19 protein-coding genes, 1 tRNA gene and 1 pseudogene are annotated in these 24,020 nt (G+C 61.8%); 16 read left to right on the forward strand and 5 right to left on the reverse strand.

Annotation, left to right across the window (positions count from 1 at the left end):
• The first annotated feature begins 232 nt into the window (after positions 1-232).
• Positions 233-2,410, forward strand: coding sequence for an adenylate/guanylate cyclase domain-containing protein (locus AC1D0I_RS28035; RefSeq protein ID WP_477399218.1), 2,178 nt, complete (start codon positions 233-235; stop codon positions 2,408-2,410).
• 11 nt (positions 2,411-2,421) lie between these two features.
• On the opposite strand, the gene AC1D0I_RS28040 is transcribed toward AC1D0I_RS28035, so the two are convergent.
• The 3 genes from AC1D0I_RS28040 to AC1D0I_RS28050 form a co-directional block, all read right to left on the reverse strand.
• Positions 2,422-2,925, reverse strand: coding sequence for a YHS domain-containing (seleno)protein (locus AC1D0I_RS28040; RefSeq protein WP_477399220.1), 504 nt, complete (start codon positions 2,923-2,925; stop codon positions 2,422-2,424).
• Between the two features lie 12 nt (positions 2,926-2,937).
• A complete protein-coding gene (locus AC1D0I_RS28045) occupies positions 2,938-3,528 on the reverse strand; it encodes an ankyrin repeat domain-containing protein (RefSeq protein ID WP_477399221.1) in 591 nt (196 codons plus the stop codon).
• Between the two features lie 573 nt (positions 3,529-4,101).
• The gene (locus AC1D0I_RS28050; protein WP_477228465.1) at positions 4,102-4,566 is read right to left on the reverse strand and encodes a YidB family protein; all 465 of its coding nucleotides are present in this window, start codon (positions 4,564-4,566) and stop codon (positions 4,102-4,104) included.
• Positions 4,567-4,696: 130 nt separating this feature from the next.
• Here AC1D0I_RS28050 and AC1D0I_RS28055 point away from each other — a divergent pair, with 130 nt between their 5' ends.
• On the forward strand, positions 4,697-4,951 hold the full coding sequence (locus AC1D0I_RS28055; RefSeq protein ID WP_095091667.1) for a GlsB/YeaQ/YmgE family stress response membrane protein: 255 nt from the start codon (positions 4,697-4,699) through the stop codon (positions 4,949-4,951).
• 122 nt (positions 4,952-5,073) lie between these two features.
• Here the strand turns inward: AC1D0I_RS28055 and AC1D0I_RS28060 are convergent, their stop codons facing one another.
• Together AC1D0I_RS28060 and AC1D0I_RS28065 are read right to left on the reverse strand one after the other, a co-directional pair.
• A complete protein-coding gene (locus tag AC1D0I_RS28060) occupies positions 5,074-5,211 on the reverse strand; it encodes a hypothetical protein (RefSeq protein ID WP_202359563.1) in 138 nt (45 codons plus the stop codon).
• Positions 5,212-5,345: 134 nt separating this feature from the next.
• A complete protein-coding gene (locus AC1D0I_RS28065; protein ID WP_457152120.1) occupies positions 5,346-6,233 on the reverse strand; it encodes a DMT family transporter in 888 nt (295 codons plus the stop codon).
• Between the two features lie 294 nt (positions 6,234-6,527).
• Between AC1D0I_RS28065 and tuf the strand changes: the two genes are divergently transcribed.
• The 14 genes and pseudogenes from tuf (at position 6,528) to AC1D0I_RS28135 (ending at position 23,983) form a co-directional block, all read left to right on the forward strand.
• Complete coding sequence (tuf, locus tag AC1D0I_RS28070; protein ID WP_013531404.1) at positions 6,528-7,703, forward strand: elongation factor Tu; 1,176 nt, start codon at positions 6,528-6,530, stop codon at positions 7,701-7,703.
• 161 nt (positions 7,704-7,864) lie between these two features.
• Positions 7,865-9,538, forward strand: a complete 1,674-nt coding sequence (locus AC1D0I_RS28075; RefSeq protein WP_477399239.1) for a COG3904 family protein — start codon at positions 7,865-7,867, stop codon at positions 9,536-9,538.
• 122 nt (positions 9,539-9,660) lie between these two features.
• Positions 9,661-10,154 (forward strand): annotated as a pseudogene (locus AC1D0I_RS28080) (group II truncated hemoglobin).
• Positions 10,155-10,184: 30 nt separating this feature from the next.
• Positions 10,185-10,736 carry a putative glycolipid-binding domain-containing protein gene (locus AC1D0I_RS28085; RefSeq protein WP_095090663.1) on the forward strand — a complete coding sequence of 184 codons (552 nt, stop codon included), beginning with the start codon at positions 10,185-10,187 and terminating at the stop codon, positions 10,734-10,736.
• Positions 10,737-10,817: 81 nt separating this feature from the next.
• A tRNA-Trp gene (locus tag AC1D0I_RS28090) sits at positions 10,818-10,893 on the forward strand.
• Between the two features lie 396 nt (positions 10,894-11,289).
• On the forward strand, positions 11,290-11,493 hold the full coding sequence (gene secE / locus AC1D0I_RS28095; RefSeq protein WP_013531408.1) for a preprotein translocase subunit SecE: 204 nt from the start codon (positions 11,290-11,292) through the stop codon (positions 11,491-11,493).
• A gap of 27 nt (positions 11,494-11,520) precedes the next feature.
• Positions 11,521-12,048 (forward strand): transcription termination/antitermination protein NusG, encoded by a 528-nt coding sequence (nusG, locus tag AC1D0I_RS28100; protein WP_013895710.1) that lies wholly within the window; start codon positions 11,521-11,523, stop codon positions 12,046-12,048.
• 158 nt (positions 12,049-12,206) lie between these two features.
• The gene (gene rplK / locus AC1D0I_RS28105) at positions 12,207-12,635 is read left to right on the forward strand and encodes a 50S ribosomal protein L11 (protein ID WP_006333334.1); all 429 of its coding nucleotides are present in this window, start codon (positions 12,207-12,209) and stop codon (positions 12,633-12,635) included.
• A gap of 4 nt (positions 12,636-12,639) precedes the next feature.
• Positions 12,640-13,338, forward strand: a complete 699-nt coding sequence (gene rplA, locus AC1D0I_RS28110; protein WP_095089662.1) for a 50S ribosomal protein L1 — start codon at positions 12,640-12,642, stop codon at positions 13,336-13,338.
• A 396-nt stretch (positions 13,339-13,734) separates the two neighbouring features.
• A complete protein-coding gene (gene rplJ / locus AC1D0I_RS28115; protein WP_477399224.1) occupies positions 13,735-14,253 on the forward strand; it encodes a 50S ribosomal protein L10 in 519 nt (172 codons plus the stop codon).
• 54 nt (positions 14,254-14,307) lie between these two features.
• Positions 14,308-14,685, forward strand: coding sequence for a 50S ribosomal protein L7/L12 (rplL, locus tag AC1D0I_RS28120; RefSeq protein ID WP_095089666.1), 378 nt, complete (start codon positions 14,308-14,310; stop codon positions 14,683-14,685).
• Positions 14,686-14,937: 252 nt separating this feature from the next.
• A complete protein-coding gene (gene rpoB, locus AC1D0I_RS28125) occupies positions 14,938-19,074 on the forward strand; it encodes a DNA-directed RNA polymerase subunit beta (RefSeq protein WP_095089668.1) in 4,137 nt (1,378 codons plus the stop codon).
• A 186-nt stretch (positions 19,075-19,260) separates the two neighbouring features.
• Complete coding sequence (rpoC, locus tag AC1D0I_RS28130; protein ID WP_477399226.1) at positions 19,261-23,457, forward strand: DNA-directed RNA polymerase subunit beta'; 4,197 nt, start codon at positions 19,261-19,263, stop codon at positions 23,455-23,457.
• A gap of 154 nt (positions 23,458-23,611) precedes the next feature.
• On the forward strand, positions 23,612-23,983 hold the full coding sequence (locus AC1D0I_RS28135) for a hypothetical protein (RefSeq protein ID WP_477399228.1): 372 nt from the start codon (positions 23,612-23,614) through the stop codon (positions 23,981-23,983).
• Positions 23,984-24,020: the final 37 nt, after the last annotated feature.

The raw sequence follows: 24,020 nt of genomic DNA on the forward strand, positions 1-24,020 counted from the left end.
GCAGTGCGCCGTCCATTTGTTGTGTGGGGAAGAGCGATGGCGGACGTTGCACCTCCAAGGTCCGATGTCGTGAGCTGACCCGATCTGGTCATTCCCACCGCATTTCGGTGTCTCCAAAGCGGACACTCAGCCAAGTCGGCGCTGTTGACCTAAGCGGACGCTCGCGTCCGACGTGGGACTAGAATAGGCTGCAGCGAAGCCGCTTGATCGACCGGGGAGGGCGCAGGCAAGTATGGAGCGAAGGCTTACCGCGATACTTGCTGCCGATGTGGTTGGCTACAGCCGCCTCATGGGTGAGGACGAGGTAGGCACACTCGAACGATTGAAGGGTTGCCGTCGCGAACTGGTCGACCCCGCGATCGAGGAATTCCACGGCCGAATCATCAAGCTCATGGGCGACGGCGCGCTCGTCGAGTTCGCGAGTGTCGTCGATGCCGTCCATTGCGCTTCCGTGATCCAGCGCCGAATGGCAGAGCGCAACAAGGGCACCACTGATGCCCGGCAGATCCGGTTTCGCATCGGCGTCAATCTCGGCGACGTCATCGTGGACGAAAACGATATCTACGGAGATGGCGTGAACATCGCCGCTCGCCTCGAGGCTATGGCCGAGCCAGGCGGAGTCTGCATCTCCGGAACCGCATTCGATCATGCCGTCCACAAGGTGGACGTAGGCTTTGCCAGTCTGGGAGAGCAGCGCCTCAAGAATATCGCCGATCCGGTTCGCGCCTATCGACTCTTGCTCGATCCCGCGGCATCGGGAAAGGTCACGGCCGCGCCCCACCGGCCGCGCCCGCGCGTCATGATCCTGGCGGGCGCCGCCGTGCTGGCGATTGCCGCGATTGCCGGCATTTTTGCGTGGCAGAAGTTCTCGGTGCCATCGCGGCCATCGGTTGCCGTGCTGCCGTTTGCAAACCTCGGCGGCGATCCAGGCCAGGACTATTTCGCTGACGGCATCACCGAAGATCTGATCACCGACCTCACCAAGCTTTCCGGTCTGGACGTCATCGCGCGCAATTCGGTGTTCGCCTACAAGGACAAGCCTGCAGCGCTGGCGGACGTCGCGCGCGACCTTGGCGTCCGCTTCGTCGTCGAGGGGAGCGTCCGCCGCACCGGCGAGCAGATCCGCCTCAATGCCCAGCTCATCGATACGGCAACGGGGGACAACCTGTGGGCCAACCGGTTCGACCGCGGTATGGCCGGGGTGTTTGGCGTCCAGGACGAGATGAGCCGTGAGATCGCCAAGGCGCTCGGCTTGCAACCGTCAACGGTGGAAAGCGAGCGGATGGCGCGTCCGCCGACCGAAGATCTAGAAGCCTACGACTACTATCTCAGAGCCGAGCAGGCGGTACGCACCGGCGGACGGGCCGGGCTGCGGGAGTCGCTTCCGCTCTACGACAAGGCGGAGGAACTCGACCCCGCTTTTGCCGAAGCCTTCGCGGCGGATGCAAGCACGACAGTCTATATCTGGCGCGAATCGTTCAACGACATCATGCAGAGCGCGCCCGCGCGCAAGCGCGCCTATGAGAAGGCAAGCCGTGCGCTGCAACTCGACCCGGATCTTTCGTCGCCTTATGCGATTCTTGGCATCATGCAGGTCGTGGATCGCCGCTACGAGGAAGCCATCGCTTCGGCCGAGCGAGCCGTCGCACTCGGCCCCGGCGATGCGGAGACGCAAATAGCTCTAGGATACGTGCAACTGTTCGCCGGCAATCACGCCGAGGCAGCCGCAGCGGTCGAGACAGCGCTTAGGCTCGATCCCAGCCTCTCGGCCATCAACCGGCAAATTGCCGGTCTGGTCTTTCTTGTCCAGGGCAGCAACGAGAAGGCGATCGAGGCGCTCGAACGCACGCGAGACGATGCGCCGTCGGTTGGAGATTTCAGAATTACCCTCGCTGCCGCCTACGTCCGCGCCGGCCGCTTGCCGGATGCGAGGGCGGCGATCGCCGAGGGACTAGGTTCCATGTCGACACCGGGGTTCGATTCATTGTCGGCAGTGCGGCTCAACGGTGTCCAATATCGTAACCCCCGGGATTCGGCTCTCATCATCGACGCGCTGCAGCAGGCGGGCTTGCCCGAATGGCCGTTCGGCTTCACCGCCGACCAACACGACCAGTTGAAGGGAGGCGAGATTAACTCCCTCGTCCTAGGCCATACGTTGCAAGGTCAACTTGAGCCCGGTCTCCAGCCAGCCATCCTGCAGGTCGGAAAGGACGGCAAGGCCGCGTTCCGCTCGACGACGCGACTACTCACCGAGACCGTCTATGTCGATGGCGACCTATTGTGCGAGCAGAGTGAGAATATGTTCGGGCGCCCCGACTGCGGACCTGTCTACAAACGCCGTGACGGCGCCGGCAACGGCTATTCCTTCGTCAACTCAAGCAAGGTGTTCCACTTCGCGGTGGTTCAGTAGATGCACGCGTCTCAGTGATACTTGTCGAGCTCCAAATTGGCCGCGACCTTCGGCCAGTTGGCATCGGCTTTCGGTATATTTTCAGCTGCATGCGCGGCGAAATCGTTCGCATTGCCGACGTCGTAGATCAGGTAGAGCTTGCCGTCGATAATCTTGAATGCTTCCGGATCGACATTGATCGTGACCCCTCCGCCCACGACTTCGGCAGCACAGTAGCCGCCATATTGAGGAGCGTACTTGACCGGTTCGCTCATGAACATTTCCAGGTGTTTCTTGCTGGCGAAATGCCAGGGAGTCCCCAGCCAGTCATAAGTGAACTCTTCGGAGCCCTTCACGGCCTTGCCGTCAGTGAAGTAAGCGACAGTGTCGTAGCCCATGATCGCCACACCGCCGAAATAGCCGGTGTTTACCGAATTGTCGGCCCGGGCCGATCCCACGCCGGCGACCGTAGCTACCGCGACTAGGGCAGCCGCCCCCAAATTCCGAACCAGTCGTGACTTGATCATCGTGCTCATCTGCATCCTCCGTTAATCGTGGATCTCTGCGCACTTCGCCGTGTTCGCCTCGCCAAGGATCTTGGCTTGGCAGGTAGCACCATGGCGTTTGAATAGTCGTATGATATCCGTGTTGCCCTTCCAGAATGCGCGCGTTGTCGGCATGTAGCCATGGCCCTCGGGATGGTTCACATCGGCACCTTTCGCAATAAGGAATTCGGCCAGTTCAACGTGGTTTTCCTCGCCGGCCACCAACAACGGCGTAGCACCCGCCTTGTTGGCGGCATCGTCGAGCACCGCGCCTTTTTCCAGCAGCAGCTTGGCGATCGGCAGGCTGCCCGAGAAGGCCGCCGCATGAAGCGGGGTGAAGCCGCCCGAGTTACGCGCCATGACGTCTGCACCCTTGCCCAGCAGGAATTCGGCGATTTCCGGCTGGTTGTCGAGCGCTGCAGCTATGAGAAGGGTTGCTTGGTCGCGTGCCCGGCTGTCAACGTCGGCACCACTCGCGAGAGCTTGCTCGACACCGACTTTGTCGCCGGCAGCTATGGCGTCGAACAGCAAATCGCCCGCCGCTGCATTGGTCGCGGCAAACGCCAACACGACAAGTATCAGCAGTCCACGCATCAGTATCGATATCACGCGCGAGGATAGCGTACAAGTTCGGGACGACAGTGCTCCGCATCGTGGCAGTTTGACGTTGCCCGGAAAAATGGACTGTCCGCTTGGGATTGCGCCAAGAACGACTGGACTTGGAGCTTTCTATTGCCTCTGCTCCATCGATGTCCGCTTTTGGTGAATGGACGGGACCGTCGTAGTGCCCGAAATGCGGCGCAAAGCGATCATGCGCACCTTCGCCTGCGAGAGTCTGCTCCGGGTCAAAAATCGGTCTTTCAGGGGTGACGGTTTGACCTTGGAGTGTTCACCCAGACAGACCACTGTGTTTGAGGTATGCCCCAATCATTTTGCATGAGGTTCTGATGACACTACGCCGCACAATTCTGCCCGGATCGGCCGTTTTTGATAAGGTGAATGACACGGCCTATTGATTTCATTACATTCTTGGAAGTCTTCCAAACTGAATATGCGGGTTCGATTCCCGCTACCCGCTCCAGACCTCCCGTCCGCACGATCTCCGGGTCGAAACACCGCGCGGCAAGCCGCGCAGCGCTCCTCCACTGTGCAGATGTCTGCGCCGCGCTAGCTGTTGAACGCGGACGCAACCTGATGCTGCTGCGGCACCTGGCCGTTCGGCGTCAGCTTGTCGATGACGCCGGGCAGGGCCGTGGACAGCTGCTTGAGCAGTTCCTGCTCGTCCATCCCCGTCCGCTGCGCGATCTCGTGAATGACCTGCGGCCCGAGTGCGGCGCCGAGATCATTGGCGTTGATCGACTGGTTCTGCCCGGTGCCGACCCAGGAGTCGGCGACATTGCCGTGGCCGGCATCCCTGAGCTTGTCGAGCAGGCCGCCCAATCCGCCGAGCAGGCCGCCGTCGGCGGGGGTCGTTCCGGTGGAAGCGGGTCCGGTCGGGGCCGGGGTCTCGGTCTGGTCCGGCTGTTCGGCACTTCTGCCGCTCAGCATTTTTCCGACCAGCAGCGCGCCAAGCGCGATCATCAACGGTTTGGTGATGTTGCCGCCTGGAACGGCGTTGTCAAAAAGTCCCATAGTGGATCCTCCATAACGACAAGCCCAACACCTCCTCAACAATGGGGCGTGCGGGCGGAATTTCAAGCTGGCTTGAGCTTTTGACAATCCTATGAAAATGTTCGGCCGGCGGGTGGATGGAGAGGAAAAAATGTCAATCATCAGCTGGATCATACTCGGCGTCATCGCCGGCTTCCTGGGCAGCAAGATCGTCAACAAGAGCGGCCAGGGCATTTTGATGGACATTGTGCTCGGGATCGTCGGCGCCATTGTCGGCGGCCTGATCTTCAGCGCCTTCGGCGCGTCGGGCGTCACCGGCCTCAACATCTACAGTCTGATCGTCGCCGTGATCGGCGCGGTGGTCGTGCTGTGGGCCTACCACCAGTTCAGCGGAGGACGGGCGTAAAAACAATGAGGTAGAGCGGTTCTGCGTTTCCGTGAACGATGAACCACTCTAAGCTCTGGCCAGATAATCTGAAATTTCGAATGTCGCTGAGGACCGGCTCCGGGCCGGTACGCGTTATCAGCCTATGGCATCAACACTGCGTCTGCTGCGGCGAAAAAGATCAGCGTTCCCGCGATGAACACCGCCCAGCCGATGAGCGACTTGCGGATGGCGGCCTTGTGCTCGGCGTCGGAGTTCTTGTTCTGGTCAAAATCCGTCATGGGGAAACTCCCTTGGCTGATTGATCACGGCGTCCTGGATTGGACGGTGTTCGCCGATTAGACGATCTTTTTCGGCTCGGCAACAGCGCGCGGAAAGACGTGGGCGAGCACCCGCTTGGCCTGCTTGGGCGGACCTAGGCGACGACGGTCAGTCGGCGCTTGCGCTGGTCCAGCGAGACGATGGCAAGTCCGCTGCCAACCACCAGCAGAATGCCGCAGACCGCCAGCGCATTGGGGAATTGCCCGAACACCAGCAAGCCCGAAATGACCGCCCAGACGGTGAAGCAATAGTAGAACGGCGCAACCGCACTGGTCGGCCCGACGCGATAGGCCATGAAGATGAAGAAGTGGCCGAAGATCAGGAAAAATCCGGCGCCGGCCATCAGCAGCAGATGGCGCGCCTCGGGCATGACCCAGCGCTCGGAAACCAGATGCGCTGCACCGGCGCCGACCAGCACCACCACGACGGCGGAGATCGCCACGATCATCCCCGGCACCTCTGCCGTAACCCGCCGGCCGGCGAGGTCCCGTGCCGCCGACAGCGTCGCGTTGCCGAGCGCCAGCAAGGCGTAGACCGAAATGCCTTGCATGGTCGGTTGCGCCACCATCAGCGCGCCGATGAAGCCGAGCCCGATCAGCGCCATGCGCTGGCCGCCGATCCGCTCGCCAAACAGGATCGAGGAGCCGACCAGCATCAACAGCGGCGTGATCTGTCCGAGTGCCGTCGAATCCGCGATCTGCATGTTGGCGAGCGCCACCACGTAGCAGAGGATCGCCGCCAGCTCGAGCAGGTTCCTGCGCAGCACGTGCCTGTCGAAGATCAGCGGAATCTGCTTGCCGTACCCCAGCGCGAACAACAGCGGGAAACCCCAGAGCGTTGCCGCCGCACCGCGCAGAAACAGCACTTCGTAGGACGGCAGGCCCGACGTCGCGAGTTTCATCATCGTATCGTTGACGAGATACGATCCGGTCGAGACGATCATGAACAGGGGGCCGCGAATAGCGGTCGGAATGAAATGCATCCGGCGAGGAAATCAGACCTCGATGACGACCGCAATGGGCCATGAACTGGCGGTGAATCGGACAGCATCGGGCAGGCAAGACAGCGCTGTGGCGCCTTCGATCGACAGGCCTGCCACCCATTTCATTTCGTCTCGTCCCTTCCTATATCAGCGCCATATCCCCGCAATCGGATCAATGGTTCGGACTGAGTGAGACGGCACCCGGCCAAAAGACGCTTGTGTTTTTTGGCCTTTGTCGCTAATCGCCCCGCATTCGACTGAACTGAAGGTCCAGGCCGTCCAAGGAAAGAGACTATGGCAAAAGGTAAATTCGAGCGTAACAAGCCTCATGTGAACATCGGCACGATTGGTCACGTTGACCATGGCAAGACGTCGCTGACGGCGGCGATCACGAAGTATTTTGGCGAATACAAGCGCTATGACCAGATCGACGCGGCACCTGAGGAGAAGGCGCGCGGCATCACGATCTCGACGGCGCATGTCGAATACGAGACGGCCAACCGCCACTACGCTCACGTCGACTGCCCCGGCCACGCCGACTATGTGAAGAACATGATCACCGGTGCCGCGCAGATGGACGGCGCGATCCTGGTTGTGTCGGCTGCCGACGGCCCGATGCCGCAGACCCGCGAGCACATCCTGCTTGCCCGTCAGGTCGGCGTGCCGTCGATCGTGGTGTTTTTGAACAAGGTCGACCAGGTCGACGATGCCGAGCTGCTCGAACTGGTCGAGCTCGAGGTTCGTGAGCTKCTGACCAAGAACGAGTTCCCCGGCGACGACATTCCGATCGTCAAGGGCTCGGCKCTGGCTGCYYTGGAAGATTCCGACAAGAAGATCGGCGAGGACGCGATCCGCGAGCTGATGGCTGCGGTCGACGCCTACATCCCGACSCCKGTTCGTCCGCTCGACAAGCCGTTCCTGATGCCGATCGAGGACGTGTTCTCGATCTCKGGCCGTGGCACGGTTGTGACCGGTCGCGTCGAGCGCGGCGTGGTCAAGGTCGGCGAGGAACTSGAGATCATCGGCATCCGTCCGACGACCAAGACGACCTGCACCGGCGTCGAGATGTTCCGCAAGCTGCTCGATCAGGGCCAGGCTGGCGACAACATCGGCGCGCTGCTGCGCGGCGTTGACCGTGAAGGTGTCGAGCGCGGCCAGGTTCTGGCCAAGCCCGGCACGGTGAAGCCGCACAAGAAGTTCGTGGCCGAAGCCTACATCCTGACCAAGGACGAAGGTGGCCGTCACACGCCGTTCTTCACCAACTACCGTCCGCAGTTCTATTTCCGCACGACGGACGTGACCGGYATCGTGTCGCTGCCGGAAGGCACCGAGATGGTGATGCCGGGCGACAACATCACGGTCGATGTCGAGCTGATCGTGCCGATCGCCATGGAAGAGAAGCTGCGCTTCGCTATCCGTGAAGGCGGCCGCACCGTCGGTGCCGGCATCGTCGTCACCATCAAGGAATAACTGACCCCGGCATCCGCTGGGTCAGGTTCGAGACGGAAAGGGCGGTCCTTGGGGGCCGCCCTTTTTCCTTTTGCCCGGCGGTCGTCGGGTGTTGTCGGTCGAACCCTGTTGCAAGCCTTTGGACCTCGTCTAGGATAGCTTGCATGGCGGGGCTTTTCCAAATGGTTCCAGGGCGCCTTTTGCATCGTCGAGCTTTATGGTCGCTGCGGCTGATCTGCCTGCTGGCGTCGCTTGTCGCGGGGCATGCTGCCTTTGCGGCGGATACGGCGCCGGATCTCGGTCCGACGATGCGCTTCGTCGTCGTCCGCAGCAACGCAACGGGCTGCGAGCCGATCTGCCCGGAATGGATATCAGCCGAAGGCTCGATAGAAGCCCGGACGCCGGTTCTGTTCAAACGCATGCTCAAGACGCTTGGCGGCCGAAATCTGCCGATCGTCGTCGATTCTCCCGGCGGCAATGTCGAGGCGGCGCTCACGCTTGGCCGGTTGATCCGCAAGAACAAGCTCGATATCGCCGTCGGCAAGACCCGGTTCGACGGCTGTCTGCCTGATGCGAAGGACTGCGCGGAAAACGATGGCAGGGGCGCCCGCTATTTCGGCGATGCCTACGCCAGCGGCGCCATGTGCAATTCCGCCTGTCCGCTGATGTTTGCCGGCGGTATCCGGCGGTTGGTCGGTGAATCGGCCTATCTCGGCGTCCATCAGATCACCACGACCTATATCCGCACGAAACTGCAATATCGCACCACCTATCGCATCGTGGGCGGCAAGAAGAAGATACTCAGCACAAGGATCGTCAGCCGGAAGAGTGCCGGCAGCTACAAGACCTACGAAATGAGCAAGGCGGTGGAGAAAAGGCTGGCAGCCTATCTCGACGGGATGGGCGTCGGACCGGGCGTGCTCGAAACGATGAAGGACACCCCGGCCAGCGCAATCCACCAACTGGAAGTGCAAAACATGCTTCGGATGAATATGGTCACCAGCCTGGATTCCGTTGACATACTGACCGCTGGAACCATCTGCCGCGCCACTCCATTGCCCGAGAATTGCCGGGAAGTGCCGTCTCCGGCAGACAAGGCCACCCGGCCGGCCGCTGCCGAGGTGGCAAAAGTCGAGCCCGCCGCCATCGCGCCGACCGAACCCGAAAGCGTACAGCGGGACAATGTCGCCGACATGCGCTTCGTTCTGGTGCGCGGCAAGAGTTTCCTCTGCGATCCCGATTGTCCGGAGTGGATCGCAGCGGAAGGCAGGATTACCGCCGAGACGCCACAGAAGCTGCGCGAACTGCTTGGCACCCTGGAGGATCGGCGGCTGCCCGTCGTGATCAACTCACCGGGAGGCGACCTTTCCGGTGCTCTTGCCGCCGGGAGGCTGATCCGCGAACGCAGGCTCGACGTGGCGGTCGCACGCACGGAGTTCATGGAATGCGAGCCGGAGAAGCCGGGCTGCACGGCTCAGGACGGCGTCTATGTCGGGCTCACCAATGATGCGTTGGGCGAATGCGATGCAGCCTGTCCGATCATGCTTGCGGGCGGTGTCAGACGCCTGGTCGGCCCCCATGCGCGGTTGCGCTTGCGGTCGCTGGAACTGGACCAGCAGGTCAAGACCTACCTCGAAGAGATGGCGGTCGGGCCTGACCTGTTTGCTGCGATAAAGCTCCATTCGAGCCAACGGCAGCTCGACCCCAGGAAGATGCTCAAAGTCGGGCTGACGACAGGGCCTCAATCGGCGGATGAACTGACCGGAGCTTCCATTTGCAAATCGGCCCCGAAGCCGGGCAATTGCCGCCTGGTATCGGCGCCCAAACTCCAGGCCAACGCGCCCACCAAGTCATAGTTTCGGCGGCACGGTCGGCGGACTGGCCGTCGAGGCAGGTTGAGCCATCCCCGATAGTTCCGCTATCGTCACCCCGGCATTGCCATCTCTGGCGCTGCATAAGGGGCCAGTGGAGGAAACAAATGAGCCAGGACGTCCCGACATTGTACGAATGGGCTGGCGGCACCGAGGCGCTGAACCGGCTGACGGAAACCTTCTACGACAAGGTGCTTCGCGACCCGGTCGTCGGGCCGGTGTTCAGGGCTATGTCGCCGGACCATCCGGCCCACGTTGCGGCGTTCATCGGCGAGGTTTTGGCGAGGTTTTCGGCGGACCGAAAACCTACAGCGAAAAATTTGGCGGTCACCGCGAGATGGTCATGCACCACCTGGGCAAGCATCTGACCGAGGAGCAGCGCCGCCGCTGGATCAATCTTCTGGCCGATGCCGCCGACGCGGTCGGCCTGCCCGACGATCCTGAATTCCGCTCGGCCTTCATGGGCTACGTCGAATGGGGCTCTCGTCTGGCCAAGATGAACTCCAATCTCGGCGAGACCTGCGATCCCGAGACGGAGCCGATGCCGGCCTGGGGCTGGGGCGTGCCGGGTGGGCCGTACAGGCCGCCGGAAACAAAGTAGCCTCCAGTCGCCACGGGAGGTGTCGGGCTGATGCTAGAAGATATGAATATCGTGCGCTGGCACGAGTGGGATGGCCCCGGCCTCGAACACTTGCTGCTGCAGGAGCGGGCAGGGGAAGTCTCGGCCGACTCTGTCGTGATCTGTTCTGGTGAAACGCCTTTTGCGGTGCGCTACCGCATCGCCTGCAACGCGAACTGGCATGCCAGGAGTGTCATGGTCGAYGTGATCGGCAGCGGCCAGACACTTGTCCTTGCCGCCGACGGCGATGGTCGCTGGACCAGGGATGGCCTGCCGATGCCCGAGCTCGACGGCGTCCTCGACCCTGATCTCACCGTCACGCCGTTCACCAACACGCTGCCGATCCGGCGATTGCGGCTTTCGACGGGACAAAGTGCCGAGATCACCACCGCCTTCATCGATTTCCCGGCCCTCACCGTCGTCGCCAACCCGCAGCGCTACACATGCCTCGAAGAGGGCAGGCGATATCTCTATGAATCGCGCGCCAGCGACTTCAAGCGGGAGCTCGAGATCGACCGGGACGGGCTGGTCGTCAGCTATCCCGATTTCTGGCGCAGGGGTTAAGGCGCGTTTGCTTGCAAACCACTCTTTACAGAGCGTGCGGAAGCTTTTAGGAAGCGCCTGCTGCGCCGACATGCGCACGATACGGGCATAGCTCAGTTGGTAGAGCGGCGGTCTCCAAAACCGCAGGTCGTAGGTTCGAGCCCTGCTGCCCGTGCCATTTCTCGAAATGGCCCTCAACGCGATATTTCGCCATTTCTCGAAATGGCCCTCGAAACGATATTTCGCGGCTGCCCTTTGAAAATCGGCCACCCGCTTGCCATATTAGGTCGATTGGGGCATAAGGGCGCCATAGCCGGGACGGAACGACTGGATGGTTCCGAGGCGGCGTTTGGTCATAAAGCGGACACTTGCCACTTGCGTGGATCAAGAATCGGTTTTATGTAGACGAAACAGACACGCGACGCGTGGAGCTGGGAAGCCGGCTTTACGCGTCTGATTTGCATGGGCGAAATGATTGCGCTGACTCGGCGCGAAAACAAGCCCAGGCGGCACGTCCCGGCCAGCGGGATCATCCAGGGGACCCGGCCAACGGGTCTTGAAGACAGAGCGGCATATGGCTTCGAAAACCACAAATCCTTTCGTCTTTCTCCAGCAGGTTCGCGCGGAGACCGCCAAGGTGACTTGGCCGTCGCGACGCGAAACGATGATCTCGACGGTGATGGTCCTCGCTTTCGCTGTGATCGCGATGATCTTTTTCTTCACCGCCGATCAGCTCATGGGCCTCGCGGTCGAGCAGATTCTTGGCATCGGACGCTAAGTCCGGCGATTACGGAGAAGTCTTGAAATGACTGCGCGGTGGTACATCGTCCACGCCTATTCGAACTTTGAAAAAAAGGTCGCCGAGGATATCGAGAACAAGGCCAAGCAGAAGGGCCTGTCCGCCGATATCGAGCAGATCGTGGTGCCGACCGAGAAGGTCGTCGAGGTTCGTCGTGGCCGCAAGGTCGATGCCGAGCGCAAGTTCTTCCCGGGCTATGTGCTCCTGAAGGCCAATCTGACTGACGCGGTGTTCTCGCTGGTCAAGAACACGCCAAAGGTCACCGGTTTCCTTGGCGACTCCAAGCCGGTGCCGATCACCGAGGCGGAAGCGCAGCGCATCCTGAACCAGGTGCAGGAAGGCGTCGAGCGGCCGAAGCCTTCGGTCACGTTCGAGATCGGCGAGGCGATCCGCGTTTCGGATGGTCCCTTCGCGTCGTTCAACGGTTTCGTCCAGGAAGTGGACGAGGAGCGGGCGCGGCTCAAGGTAGAAGTTTCGATCTTCGGGCGCGCTGTGCCTGTCGATCTGGAATTCGGACAGGTCGAAAAGGGCTGATCCGAAATCCCGCCGCCAAGCGCGGCGGGGAAGGGCGGCGCGGAAATCGCGCGGTTCTGAGAACGGTGGGAGACGAATGCGGCTTAGCCAGCCACATGGATCGCACCACCAGACTGCAACCGCCGGCAAGACCGGCATAGACAAAGGCAGGAAAAGAGATGGCTAAGAAAATTGCAGGCCAGCTCAAGCTCCAGGTCAAAGCGGGATCGGCCACGCCGTCTCCCCCGATCGGCCCGGCGCTTGGTCAGCGTGGCATCAACATCATGGAGTTCTGCAAGGCGTTCAACGCGCAGACCCAGGAAATGGAAAAGGGATCGCCGATTCCGGTCGTCATCACCTACTACCAAGACAAGTCCTTCACCTTCGTCATGAAGACGCCGCCGGTGAGCTACTTCCTGAAGAAGGCGGCAAACCTGACGTCGGGTTCGAAGGAGCCGGGCAAGATCAAGGCTGGCACGATCGGCCGCGACAAGGTTCGCGCCATCGCCGAGCAGAAGATGAAGGATCTGAACGCAAACGACGTCGAAGCGGCCATGCGCATGGTCGAGGGCTCCGCCCGCTCGATGGGTCTGGAAGTGGTGGGCTAAGATCATGGCAAAGATTGCAAAGCGTGTATCGAAGACCCGCGAAGGCATCGATCCCAACAAGGCTTACGCCCTGGGTGAAGCGCTGAAGCTGCTCAAGGACCGTTCCTCGGTCAAGTTCGACGAGACCGTCGAAGTCGCCATGAACCTCGGCGTCGACCCGCGCCATGCCGACCAGATGGTCCGCGGCGTGGTCAACCTGCCGAACGGCACCGGCCGCTCGGTTCGCGTTGCCGTGTTCGCCCGTGGCGACAAGGCTGACGAAGCTCGCGCCGCTGGCGCCGACATCGTCGGTGCCGAGGATCTGGTCGACATCGTCCAGAAGGGCACGATCGACTTCGATCGCTGCATCGCCACGCCGGACATGATGCCGCTGGTCGGCCGTCTCGGCAAGGTGCTCGGCCCGCGCGGCATGATGCCGAACCCGAAGGTCGGCACCGTCACCACCGACGTTGCCGCCGCCGTCAAGGCATCGAAGGGCGGCGCCGTCGAGTTCCGCGTCGAGAAGGCCGGCATCGTTCATGCCGGTGTCGGCAAGGTCTCGTTCGAGGTCAAGGCCCTGGAAGAGAACATCCGCGCCTTCGCTGACGCGGTGACCAAGGCAAAGCCGACGGGCGCCAAGGGCAACTACGTCAAGAAGGTGTCGGTCACCTCGACGATGGGCCCGGGCCTCAAGCTCGACGTCTCGACGCTCGCGGCGTCCTGATAAGTTTATCTGGGATCGGCCGTTAAAGGGCTGATCCGCAAAAGAATTCCGGGCCTCCAACCCAGGTTGGCGGCCCGGTGCCGGAAGTCGAAAGGCTTCCGGACATCCTGTCCGAGATTGCAGGCGGCCCAAAAGCCTTAATTCATGTGGGCCTGCATGAGACGGGTGAAGACCGGACAACGGAGCGACTGCTCCAATGAAAGGTTCGAACCGTGTTTGCCTTTTGTCTGCGCATCGTCGGCCTGGCCGTCGATGTGGCGAAAGGGGGCAGGATCCTCGAGCGTCGTTCGGGAGATCCGTTACTGGATGGCCCGGCCGACAAAAGGCAACCCGACGCCTGTCCTCGTGAATGGGAATGTTCCCGTTAACAGGATGGGGGTCAACTGGAGATAGGCAGTGGACAGAGCGGAAAAACGCGAACTCGTCACGGGCCTGAATGGTGCGTTCTCGAACGCAGGTTCAGTGGTCGTGGCCCACTACGCCGGTATCACCGTCGCGCAAATGAACGACCTTCGGTCGAAAATGCGCGCTGCCGGTGGCACCGTCAAAGTCGCGAAGAACCGTCTCGCCAAAATCGCTCTTCAGGGCACGGACTCCGCATCGATCATCGACCTGTTCAAGGGACAGACGCTGATTGCTTATTCGGAGGATCCGATTGCGGCGCCGAAGGTCGCGTCCGATTTCGCCAAGGGAAATGACAAGCTCGTCATTCTCGGCGGCGCAATGGGCACCGCCTCGCTCAATGCCGACGGTGTGAAGGCACTCGCCACACTTCCGTCGCTCGATGAGCTGCGCGCCAGGCTGGTTGGCATGATCGCCACGCCGGCAACCCGGATCGCCCAGATCGTCAATGCGCCAGCGGCTTCGGTCGCGCGCGTCATCGGCGCTTACGCCCGGAAGGACGAGGCGGCATGAGGCCGTTCCTCGCTATCACAAACACACGTTCGAACCTGATGAAGGAATACAACAATGGCTGATCTCGCAAAGATCGTAGACGACCTTTCGAAGCTGACCGTCCTCGAGGCGGCTGAGCTGTCGAAGCTTCTGGAAGAAAAGTGGGGCGTCTCCGCCGCTGCTCCGGTGGCGGTTGCCGCCGCTGGCGGCGGTGCGGCTGCTGCTGCTCCGGCCGAGGAAAAGACGGAATTCGACGTCGTCCTCACCGAGGCAGGCGCTCAGAAGATCAACGTCATCAAGGAAGTCCGCGCCATCACCGGTCTTGGCCTCAAGGAAGCCAAGGATCTGGTCGAAGCGGCTCCGAAGCCGGTCAAGGAAGGCGTTTCCAAGGCCGACGCTGACAAGTTCAAGGCCCAGCTGGAAGCAGCCGGCGCCAAGGTCGACCTGAAGTAAGCGTAAAAGCGGCGGACGGCCTCGCGCCGTCCGCCACTCCCTTCGGCCGGAGGGAGCACGCGTAGCGCGAGACGTACGAGAACCTCTTTCCTGAGGGCCGCAAACCGGCCTTCAGGAAACGGGTTTTCTCCCGTTTTAGCCGGCTGCCGATAGGCGCCGGGAAAAACAGACAAAGGGTCGCCGCCCAGGTGGCCCAGAATGCAAGGCGAGCCGCGGCGAGGTTCGTCCCGAGTTTAGAGCTAAGGAGCGACGATGGCCCAGACCCAGACTTTCAATGGCCGCAGACGCGTACGCAAGTTCTTCGGAAAGATCCCGGAAGTTGCGGAGATGCCGAACCTGATCGAGGTTCAGAAGGCATCCTATGACCAGTTCCTGATGGTGGCGGAGCCCAAGGGCGGGCGTCCGGACGAGGGACTGCAGGCCGTCTTCAAGTCGGTTTTCCCGATTCAGGACTTTTCCGGCTCCTCGATGCTGGAGTTCGTGAAGTACGAGTTCGAAGGACCGAAATTCGACGTTGACGAATGCCGGCAGCGCGACCTCACCTATGCCGCGCCGCTGAAGGTGACGCTGCGCCTCATCGTGTTCGATATTGACGAGGATACCGGCGCCAAGTCGATCAAGGACATCAAGGAGCAGGACGTCTACATGGGCGACATGCCGCTCATGACGCTCAACGGCACCTTCATCGTCAACGGCACCGAGCGCGTTATCGTCTCGCAGATGCACCGCTCGCCGGGCGTCTTCTTCGACCATGACAAGGGCAAGTCGCACTCGTCGGGCAAGCTTCTGTTTGCCGCGCGCGTCATCCCCTATCGCGGCTCGTGGCTCGACATAGAGTTCGATTCCAAGGACGTCGTGCACGCCCGCATCGACCGTCGCCGCAAGATTCCGGTGACGTCGCTGCTGATGGCGCTCGGCATGGACGGTGAAGAGATCCTGTCGACCTTCTACAACAAGATCACCTACAAGCGCGCCGGCGACCACTGGCGCATTCCGTTCAACGTCGAGCGTTTCCGCGGCCTCAAGGCCGTCGGCGACCTGGTCGACGCCGATACGGGCGAAGTTGTTGTCGAAGCCGGCAAGAAGATCACTGCCCGCCAGGCCCGGGCGCTTGGCGAAAAGGGTCTCAAGGCGATCAAGTCGACCGACGAGGATCTGCTCGGCAATTACCTGGCCGAGGACATCGTCAACTACGCCACCGGCGAGATCTTCCTCGAAGCCGGCGACGAGATCGACGAAAAGACGCTGAAGGTGCTGCTTGGCACCGGTGAAAACGAGATCAAGGTTCTCGACATCGACCACGTCAATGTCGGCGCCTATATCCGCAACACGCTCAACGTCGACAAGAACGAGAGCCGCCAGGACGCGCTGTTCGACATCTATCGTGTCATGCGCCCCGGCGAGCCGCCGACGCTCGAGACCGCCGAAGCCATGTTCAACTCGCTGTTCTTCGACAGCGAGCGCTACGATCTGTCGGCCGTTGGCCGCGTCAAGATGAACATGCGCCTCGAGCTCAAGGCCGAGGACACCGTGCGCGTGCTGCGCAAGGATGACATCCTGGCCGTGGTCAAGACGCTGGTCGAACTGCGTGACGGCAAGGGCGAGATTGACGACATCGACAATCTCGGCAACCGCCGCGTGCGGTCGGTCGGCGAGCTGATGGAAAACCAGTACCGCGTCGGCCTGCTGCGCATGGAGCGCGCGATCAAGGAGCGTATGTCCTCGATCGAGATCGACACGGTGATGCCGCAGGACCTGATCAACGCCAAGCCGGCGGCTGCCGCCGTGCGCGAGTTCTTCGGTTCCTCTCAGCTGTCGCAGTTCATGGACCAGACCAACCCGCTGTCGGAGATCACCCACAAGCGCCGCCTCTCGGCGCTTGGACCGGGCGGTCTGACCCGCGAGCGCGCCGGCTTCGAGGTGCGCGACGTGCACCCGACGCACTACGGCCGCATCTGCCCGATCGAGACGCCGGAAGGCCCGAATATCGGTCTGATCAACTCGCTGGCCACCTTCGCACGTGTCAACAAGTACGGCTTCATCGAGAGCCCGTACCGCAAGATCGTCGACGGCAAGCTGACCAATGACGTCGTCTATCTCTCGGCGATGGAAGAAGCCAAGCACCACGTCGCGCAGGCCAACGCCGAGCTCGACAAGAGTGGTGGCTTCGTCGACGAGTTCGTCATTTGCCGCAGCGCCGGCGAAGTGATGATGGCGCCGCGCGAAAACGTCGACCTGATGGACGTGTCGCCCAAGCAGATGGTTTCGGTGGCCGCGGCCCTGATCCCGTTCCTCGAGAACGACGACGCCAACCGCGCTCTGATGGGCTCGAACATGCAGCGTCAGGCTGTGCCGCTGGTGCGCGCCGAGGCGCCGTTCGTCGGCACCGGCATGGAGCCGATCGTCGCCCGTGACTCGGGCGCCGCCATCGGCGCCCGCCGCGGCGGCATCGTCGACCAGGTGGACGCGACGCGTATCGTTATCCGCGCCACCGAAGATCTCGATCCGGGCAAGTCSGGCGTCGACATCTACCGGCTGATGAAGTTCCAGCGTTCGAACCAGAACACCTGCATCAACCAGCGTCCGCTGGTCCGCATGGGCGACCGGGTCAACAAGGGCGACATCATCGCCGACGGTCCGTCGACCGAGCTCGGTGATCTGGCTCTCGGCCGCAACGTGCTGGTCGCGTTCATGCCGTGGAACGGTTACAACTACGAGGACTCGATCCTCCTGTCCGAGCGCATCGTCGCCGACGACGTCTTCACCTCGATCCATATCGAGGAGTTCGAGGTCATGGCGCGCGACACCAAGCTCGGTCCGGAGGAAATCACGCGCGATATCCCGAACGTCTCGGAAGAAGCGCTGAAGAACCTCGACGAAGCCGGCATCGTCTATATCGGTGCCGAGGTTCAGCCGGGCGATATCCTGGTCGGCAAGATCACGCCGAAGGGCGAAAGCCCGATGACGCCGGAAGAGAAGCTTCTGCGCGCCATCTTCGGCGAAAAGGCATCGGACGTGCGCGACACCTCGATGCGCATGCCTCCGGGCACCTTCGGCACGGTCGTCGAGGTGCGCGTCTTCAATCGCCACGGTGTGGAGAAGGACGAGCGCGCCATGGCGATCGAGCGCGAGGAGATCGAACGCCTCGCCAAGGACCGCGACGACGAGCAGGCCATTCTGGATCGTAACGTCTACGCGCGTCTTTCCGACGTGCTCGTCGGCAAGGAAGCGATCGCTGGACCGAAGGGCTTCAAGAAGGGCTCGACGCTGTCCAAGGACACGCTCGACGAGTATCCGCGTTCGCAGTGGTGGCAGTTTGCGGTGGAGAACGAAAAGCTCCAGAGCGAACTGGAAGCCCTGCGTGGCCAGTACGACGATTCCAAGAAGGCGCTTGAACAGCGCTTCATGGACAAGGTCGAGAAGGTCCAGCGCGGCGACGAAATGCCTCCGGGCGTCATGAAGATGGTCAAGGTCTTCGTGGCCGTGAAGCGCAAGATGCAGCCCGGCGACAAGATGGCCGGCCGTCACGGCAACAAGGGTGTCGTGTCGCGGATCGTTCCGGTTGAGGACATGCCTTTCCTCGAGGACGGCACGCATGCCGATATCGTGCTCAACCCGCTGGGTGTGCCGAGCCGCATGAATGTCGGTCAGATCCTGGAAACGCATCTGGGCTGGGCTTGCGCCGGCATGGGCAGGAAGATCGGCGAGCTGATCGACACGTACAAGGCAGCCGGCGACATCAAGCCGCTGCGCAAGACGCTCGAGAGCTTCATGCCGGCCAACGACCGCAACGAGCCGGTCCGCGAATATGACGACGAGAGCATCGTTCGCCTCAGCGAACAGATGCGCCGCGGCGTCTCGATCGCGACCCCGGTGTTCGACGGCGCGCACGAGGCTGACATCAACATCATGCTGGAGCAGGCGGGCCTGCACACCAGCGGTCAGTCGCAGCTCTATGACGGACGCACGGGCGAGCCGTTCGATCGCAAGGTGACGATGGGCTACATCTACATGCTCAAGCTTCACCATCTCGTGGACGACAAGATCCACGCGCGTTCGATCGGTCCGTACTCGCTCGTCACCCAGCAACCGCTGGGCGGCAAGGCGCAGTTCGGTGGCCAGCGCTTCGGCGAAATGGAGGTCTGGGCGCTCGAAGCATACGGCGCCGCCTATACGCTGCAGGAAATGCTGACGGTGAAGTCGGACGACGTCGCCGGCCGCACCAAGGTCTACGAGGCGATCGTCCGTGGCGACGACACTTTCGAGGCTGGCATTCCCGAGAGCTTCAACGTTCTCGTCAAGGAAATGCGGTCTCTCGGCCTCAATGTCGAGCTGGAGAACACCAAGCTCGACGACAACCCGGTCCGGCTGCCCGACGCGGCCGAGTAAGGCAACGGCGCGCCGCGGAAAGCCGCGGCGCGCCATGAGCATGATCACGAAAAGTGGCTACCGGTTTTCGGACAGGATCATGCTCAACCAAGAAGTATTCGACGGCCAGTGGCCGACAAAGACGGCGGGCGTTTGGCTCGCGACTAGATGCAAGGGGTTTTCGAGGACCCCGAAAAGGAGAACGGCATGAACCAAGAGGTCATGAATCTCTTCAATCCCCAGGCGCCGGCACAGGTGTTCGATTCCATCCGGATATCGCTCGCCAGCCCTGAGAAGATTCTGTCCTGGTCGTTCGGCGAGATCAAGAAGCCGGAGACCATCAACTACCGCACCTTCAAGCCGGAGCGTGACGGTCTGTTCTGCGCGCGCATTTTTGGCCCGATCAAGGACTATGAGTGCCTGTGCGGCAAGTACAAGCGCATGAAGTACAAGGGCGTCATCTGCGAGAAGTGCGGCGTCGAAGTCACGCTGTCGCGCGTCCGCCGCGAGCGCATGGGCCATATCGAGCTCGCAGCGCCCGTCGCCCACATCTGGTTCCTGAAGTCGCTGCCGTCGCGCATCGGCACGCTGCTCGACATGACCCTGAAGGACATCGAGCGCGTCCTCTACTTCGAGAACTACATCGTCACCGAGCCTGGCCTCACCGCGCTGAAGGAGCACCAGCTGCTCAGCGAGGAAGAGTACATGATCGCCGTCGACGAGTATGGCGAGGACAGCTTCACCGCCATGATCGGCGCCGAGGCCATCCATGACCTTCTGGCCGGCATGGACCTGGAGAAGATCGCCGGCGACCTGCGTACGGAACTGGCTTCGACCACCTCCGAGCTGAAGCAGAAGAAGTATCTGAAGCGGCTCAAGGTCGTCGAGAACTTCATGGAATCCGGCAACCGTCCGGAATGGATGATTATGAAAGTGGTTCCGGTGATCCCGCCGGACCTGCGTCCGCTCGTCCCGCTCGACGGCGGCCGTTTCGCCACCTCGGATCTGAACGATCTCTATCGCCGCGTCATCAACCGCAACAACCGTCTGAAGCGGCTGATCGAGCTGCGCGCCCCCGGCATCATCGTGCGCAATGAAAAGCGCATGCTGCAGGAAGCCGTCGATGCGCTGTTCGACAACGGCCGTCGCGGCCGCGTCATCACGGGCGCCAACAAGCGTCCGCTGAAGTCGCTGTCCGACATGCTCAAGGGCAAGCAGGGCCGGTTCCGTCAGAACCTGCTCGGCAAGCGCGTCGACTATTCCGGCCGCTCGGTCATCGTGACCGGTCCGGAGCTCAAGCTGCACCAGTGCGGCCTGCCGAAGAAGATGGCGCTCGAACTGTTCAAGCCCTTCATCTACGCCCGTCTCGACGCCAAGGGTTACTCCTCGACCGTCAAGCAGGCCAAGAAGCTGGTCGAGAAGGAACGTCCGGAAGTCTGGGATATCCTCGACGAGGTCATCCGCGAGCATCCGGTGCTCTTGAACCGCGCGCCGACGCTGCACCGTCTCGGCATCCAGGCGTTCGAGCCGATCCTGATCGAAGGCAAGGCGATCCAGCTTCACCCGCTGGTCTGCACGGCCTTCAACGCCGACTTCGACGGCGACCAGATGGCCGTTCACGTGCCGCTGTCGCTGGAAGCGCAGCTTGAAGCCCGCGTGCTGATGATGTCGACCAACAACATCCTGCACCCGGCTTCCGGCGCGCCGATCATCGTGCCGTCGCAGGACATGGTTCTGGGTCTCTACTATCTCTCGATCGTCAACCAGAACGAGCCGGGCGAGGGCATGGTGTTTGCCGACATGGGCGAACTCCAGCATGCGCTTGAGACCAAGGCGGTGACGCTGCACTCCAAGATCCGCGGTCGTTTCCGTTCGGTCGATGCCGATGGCAAGGTCGTGTCGAAGATCTACGACACCACTCCTGGCCGCATGATCATCGGCGAKCTTCTGCCGAAGAACGTCAACGTGCCTTACGAGACCGCCAACCAGGAGATGACCAAGAAGAACATCTCCAAGATGATCGACACCGTCTACCGTCACTGCGGTCAGAAGGAGACGGTTATTTTCTGCGATCGCATCATGGCGCTCGGCTTCAGCCATGCCTGCCGTGCCGGTATTTCGTTCGGCAAGGACGACATGCTGATCCCGGATGMCAAGATCAAGCTGGTCTCCGACACCGAGGCTTTGGCCAAGGAATACGAGCAGCAGTACAATGACGGCCTGATCACGCAGGGCGAGAAGTACAACAAGGTCGTCGACGCCTGGGCCAAGTGCTCGGAAAAGGTCGCCGACGAAATGATGGCCCGCATCAAGGCGGTCGAGTTCGAGGACAATGGCCGTCAGAAGCCGATGAACTCGATCTACATGATGTCGCACTCCGGTGCGCGTGGCTCGCCCACCCAGATGCGCCAGCTCGCTGGCATGCGCGGCCTGATGGCCAAGCCGTCGGGTGAAATCATCGAGACGCCGATCATCTCGAACTTCAAGGAAGGCCTGACCGTGCTCGAGTACTTCAACTCGACCCACGGTGCCCGCAAGGGTCTGGCCGACACCGCCTTGAAGACGGCGAACTCGGGCTACCTCACCCGTCGTCTGGTCGACGTGGCGCAGGACTGCATCGTCAACTCCGTCGACTGCGGCACCGACAAGGGCCTCACCATGCAGCCGATCGTCGATGCCGGCCAGGTCGTCGCTTCCGTTGGCCAGCGCGTGCTCGGCCGTACGTCGCTCGACGACATCAACCATCCGGTGTCGGGCGAGGTTCTGGTCAAGGCCGGAACGCTGATGGACGAGCGCGACGTGGAAAAGATCGAAAAGGCCGGCGTCCAGTCGGTCCGCATCCGCTCGGCACTGACCTGCGAGGTCAGGGTTGGCGTGTGCGCGGTCTGCTACGGACGCGATCTTGCCCGCGGCACCCCGGTCAACCAGGGCGAAGCCGTCGGCGTCATCGCGGCGCAGTCGATCGGCGAGCCGGGCACCCAGCTCACCATGCGTACCTTCCACATGGGCGGTACGGCGCAGGTGGTGGACTCCTCGTTCCTTGAAGCCTCCTACGAGGGCAAGGTCGAGATCCGCAACCGCAATGTGGTGCGCAACTCGGACGGCCAGCAGATGGTCATGGGCCGCAACATGGCGGTGCTGATCCTCGACGAAACCGGCAAGGAGCGCGCCACGCACCGTCTCACCTATGGTTCGCGTATCTTCGTGGACGATGGCGACAAGGTGAAGCGCGGCCAGCGTATCGCCGAGTGGGATCCCTATACCCGCCCGGTCCTCACCGAAATCGAGGGCAGGGTGTCGTACGAGGATCTGGTCGACGGCATTTCCGTTCAGGAAACTGCCGACGAGTCGACCGGCATCACCAAGCGTGAGGTCATCGACTGGCGCTCGACGCCACGCGGCAACGACCTCAAGCCGGCGATCGCCATCCAGGACGCCAAGGGCAAGGTCGGCAAGCTGTCGAAGGGCGGCGACGCCCGCTTCCTGCTCTCGGTCGAGGCCATTCTTTCGGTCGAGCCGGGTGCCCAGGTTCGCCCCGGCGACGTGCTGGCGCGTATCCCGATGGAAAGCGCCAAGACCAAGGACATCACCGGCGGTCTGCCGCGTGTTGCCGAACTGTTCGAGGCTCGCCGTCCGAAGGATCACGCCATCATCGCCGAGATCGATGGCACGATCCGCTTCGGCCGCGACTACAAGAACAAGCGTCGCATCATCATCGAGCCGCATGACTCGACGCTTGAGCCGGTCGAATACCTGATCCCGAAGGGCAAGCCGTTCCATCTCCAGGACGGCGACGTCATCGAGAAGGGCGACTACATCCTCGACGGCAATCCTGCGCCGCACGACATTCTGGCGATCAAGGGCGTGGAGGCACTTGCTTCCTACCTCGTCAACGAGATCCAGGAAGTCTACCGTCTGCAGGGCGTGTCGATCAACGACAAGCACATCGAGGTGATCGTTCGCCAGATGCTGCAGAAGGTCGAGATCACCACGCAGGGCGACTCGACCTACATTCCGGGCGACCACGTCGACGTGATCGAGCTGGAAGAGGTCAACGAGCGTCTGATCGAGGACGGCAAGAAGCCGGCCGAAGGCCAGCCGGTGCTGCTCGGCATCACCAAGGCATCGCTGCAGACGCCGTCCTTCATCTCGGCCGCCTCCTTCCAGGAGACGACCAGGGTGCTGACGGAAGCAGCGGTTGCCGGCAAGACCGACATGCTGCAGGGGCTGAAGGAAAACGTCATCGTCGGCCGGCTTATCCCGGCCGGTACCGGCGGCACGATGAGCCAGATCCGGCGCATCGCCACCTCGCGCGACGAACTGATCATCGACGAGCGCCGCAAGGCCTCCGGTGTGGAAGTCGCCGAGCCGATGCTGGCCGACATGACAACCGCCGCGCAGTAAGCGCGGCGACCAGACAAAAGAATTGAGCGGTTCATTGTTTCGGTGAACCGCTCAAGGAATCTCAGGCAACAGGGCCGTCGGGGCAACCCGGCGGCTTTTTTGTATACTGAACCAACTGTCGGTATTCATGGCAGATGGACCAAGGAGCCCGCAATTGGAAGAAGCTGCCCTTTGGGAGTTGATAAACGATGGCCGGGATCGCATGGGCTTTGCTCAGAAACGGCTCTGGGACGCGATCACGATCAATCCGGAAAGATGGACGCACACCTCAGCGAATGGCGCCGAACACAGCTTCTGGGTTGTTGCTTTGATCGGGCAGAGCGTCGTTTCTTACAACGATTTCGAACACGGCTTTGACCGCTCGACCTTCATCCGCTTTGGCGAACTCACTGAGCTGGGCTGGGGGCAGGCCGGTCTCGACGTGGTGGTCCAGGATATTCTGAACGAAATTGAATTCGGACACCCGACAGCGCCACGGGTTTCCTCTGCGCAACCCGGAGAGTGTCCCGATTCCAATAGAAAGTAGTCCGCTGACCAGGCGATCTTGCCGAAAATCGCCGCTG

It is taken from the genome of Mesorhizobium sp. P2_D1, from assembly GCF_056404455.1.

Excerpts from the sequence above, each read along its gene's own strand:
- AC1D0I_RS28035 (WP_477399218.1), top strand. The coding sequence starts at position 233 with ATGGAGCGAAGGCTTACCGCGATACTTGCTGCCGATGTGGTTGGCTAC.
- AC1D0I_RS28040 (WP_477399220.1), bottom strand. The coding sequence starts at position 2,925 with ATGAGCACGATGATCAAGTCACGACTGGTTCGGAATTTGGGGGCGGCT.
- AC1D0I_RS28045 (WP_477399221.1), bottom strand. The coding sequence starts at position 3,528 with ATGCGTGGACTGCTGATACTTGTCGTGTTGGCGTTTGCCGCGACCAAT.
- AC1D0I_RS28050 (WP_477228465.1), bottom strand. The coding sequence starts at position 4,566 with ATGGGACTTTTTGACAACGCCGTTCCAGGCGGCAACATCACCAAACCG.
- AC1D0I_RS28055 (WP_095091667.1), top strand. The coding sequence starts at position 4,697 with ATGTCAATCATCAGCTGGATCATACTCGGCGTCATCGCCGGCTTCCTG.
- AC1D0I_RS28060 (WP_202359563.1), bottom strand. The coding sequence starts at position 5,211 with ATGACGGATTTTGACCAGAACAAGAACTCCGACGCCGAGCACAAGGCC.
- AC1D0I_RS28065 (WP_457152120.1), bottom strand. The coding sequence starts at position 6,233 with ATGCATTTCATTCCGACCGCTATTCGCGGCCCCCTGTTCATGATCGTC.
- AC1D0I_RS28075 (WP_477399239.1), top strand. The coding sequence starts at position 7,865 with ATGGTTCCAGGGCGCCTTTTGCATCGTCGAGCTTTATGGTCGCTGCGG.
- secE (WP_013531408.1), top strand. The coding sequence starts at position 11,290 with ATGGCTTCGAAAACCACAAATCCTTTCGTCTTTCTCCAGCAGGTTCGC.
- nusG (WP_013895710.1), top strand. The coding sequence starts at position 11,521 with ATGACTGCGCGGTGGTACATCGTCCACGCCTATTCGAACTTTGAAAAA.
- rplK (WP_006333334.1), top strand. The coding sequence starts at position 12,207 with ATGGCTAAGAAAATTGCAGGCCAGCTCAAGCTCCAGGTCAAAGCGGGA.
- rplA (WP_095089662.1), top strand. The coding sequence starts at position 12,640 with ATGGCAAAGATTGCAAAGCGTGTATCGAAGACCCGCGAAGGCATCGAT.
- rplL (WP_095089666.1), top strand. The coding sequence starts at position 14,308 with ATGGCTGATCTCGCAAAGATCGTAGACGACCTTTCGAAGCTGACCGTC.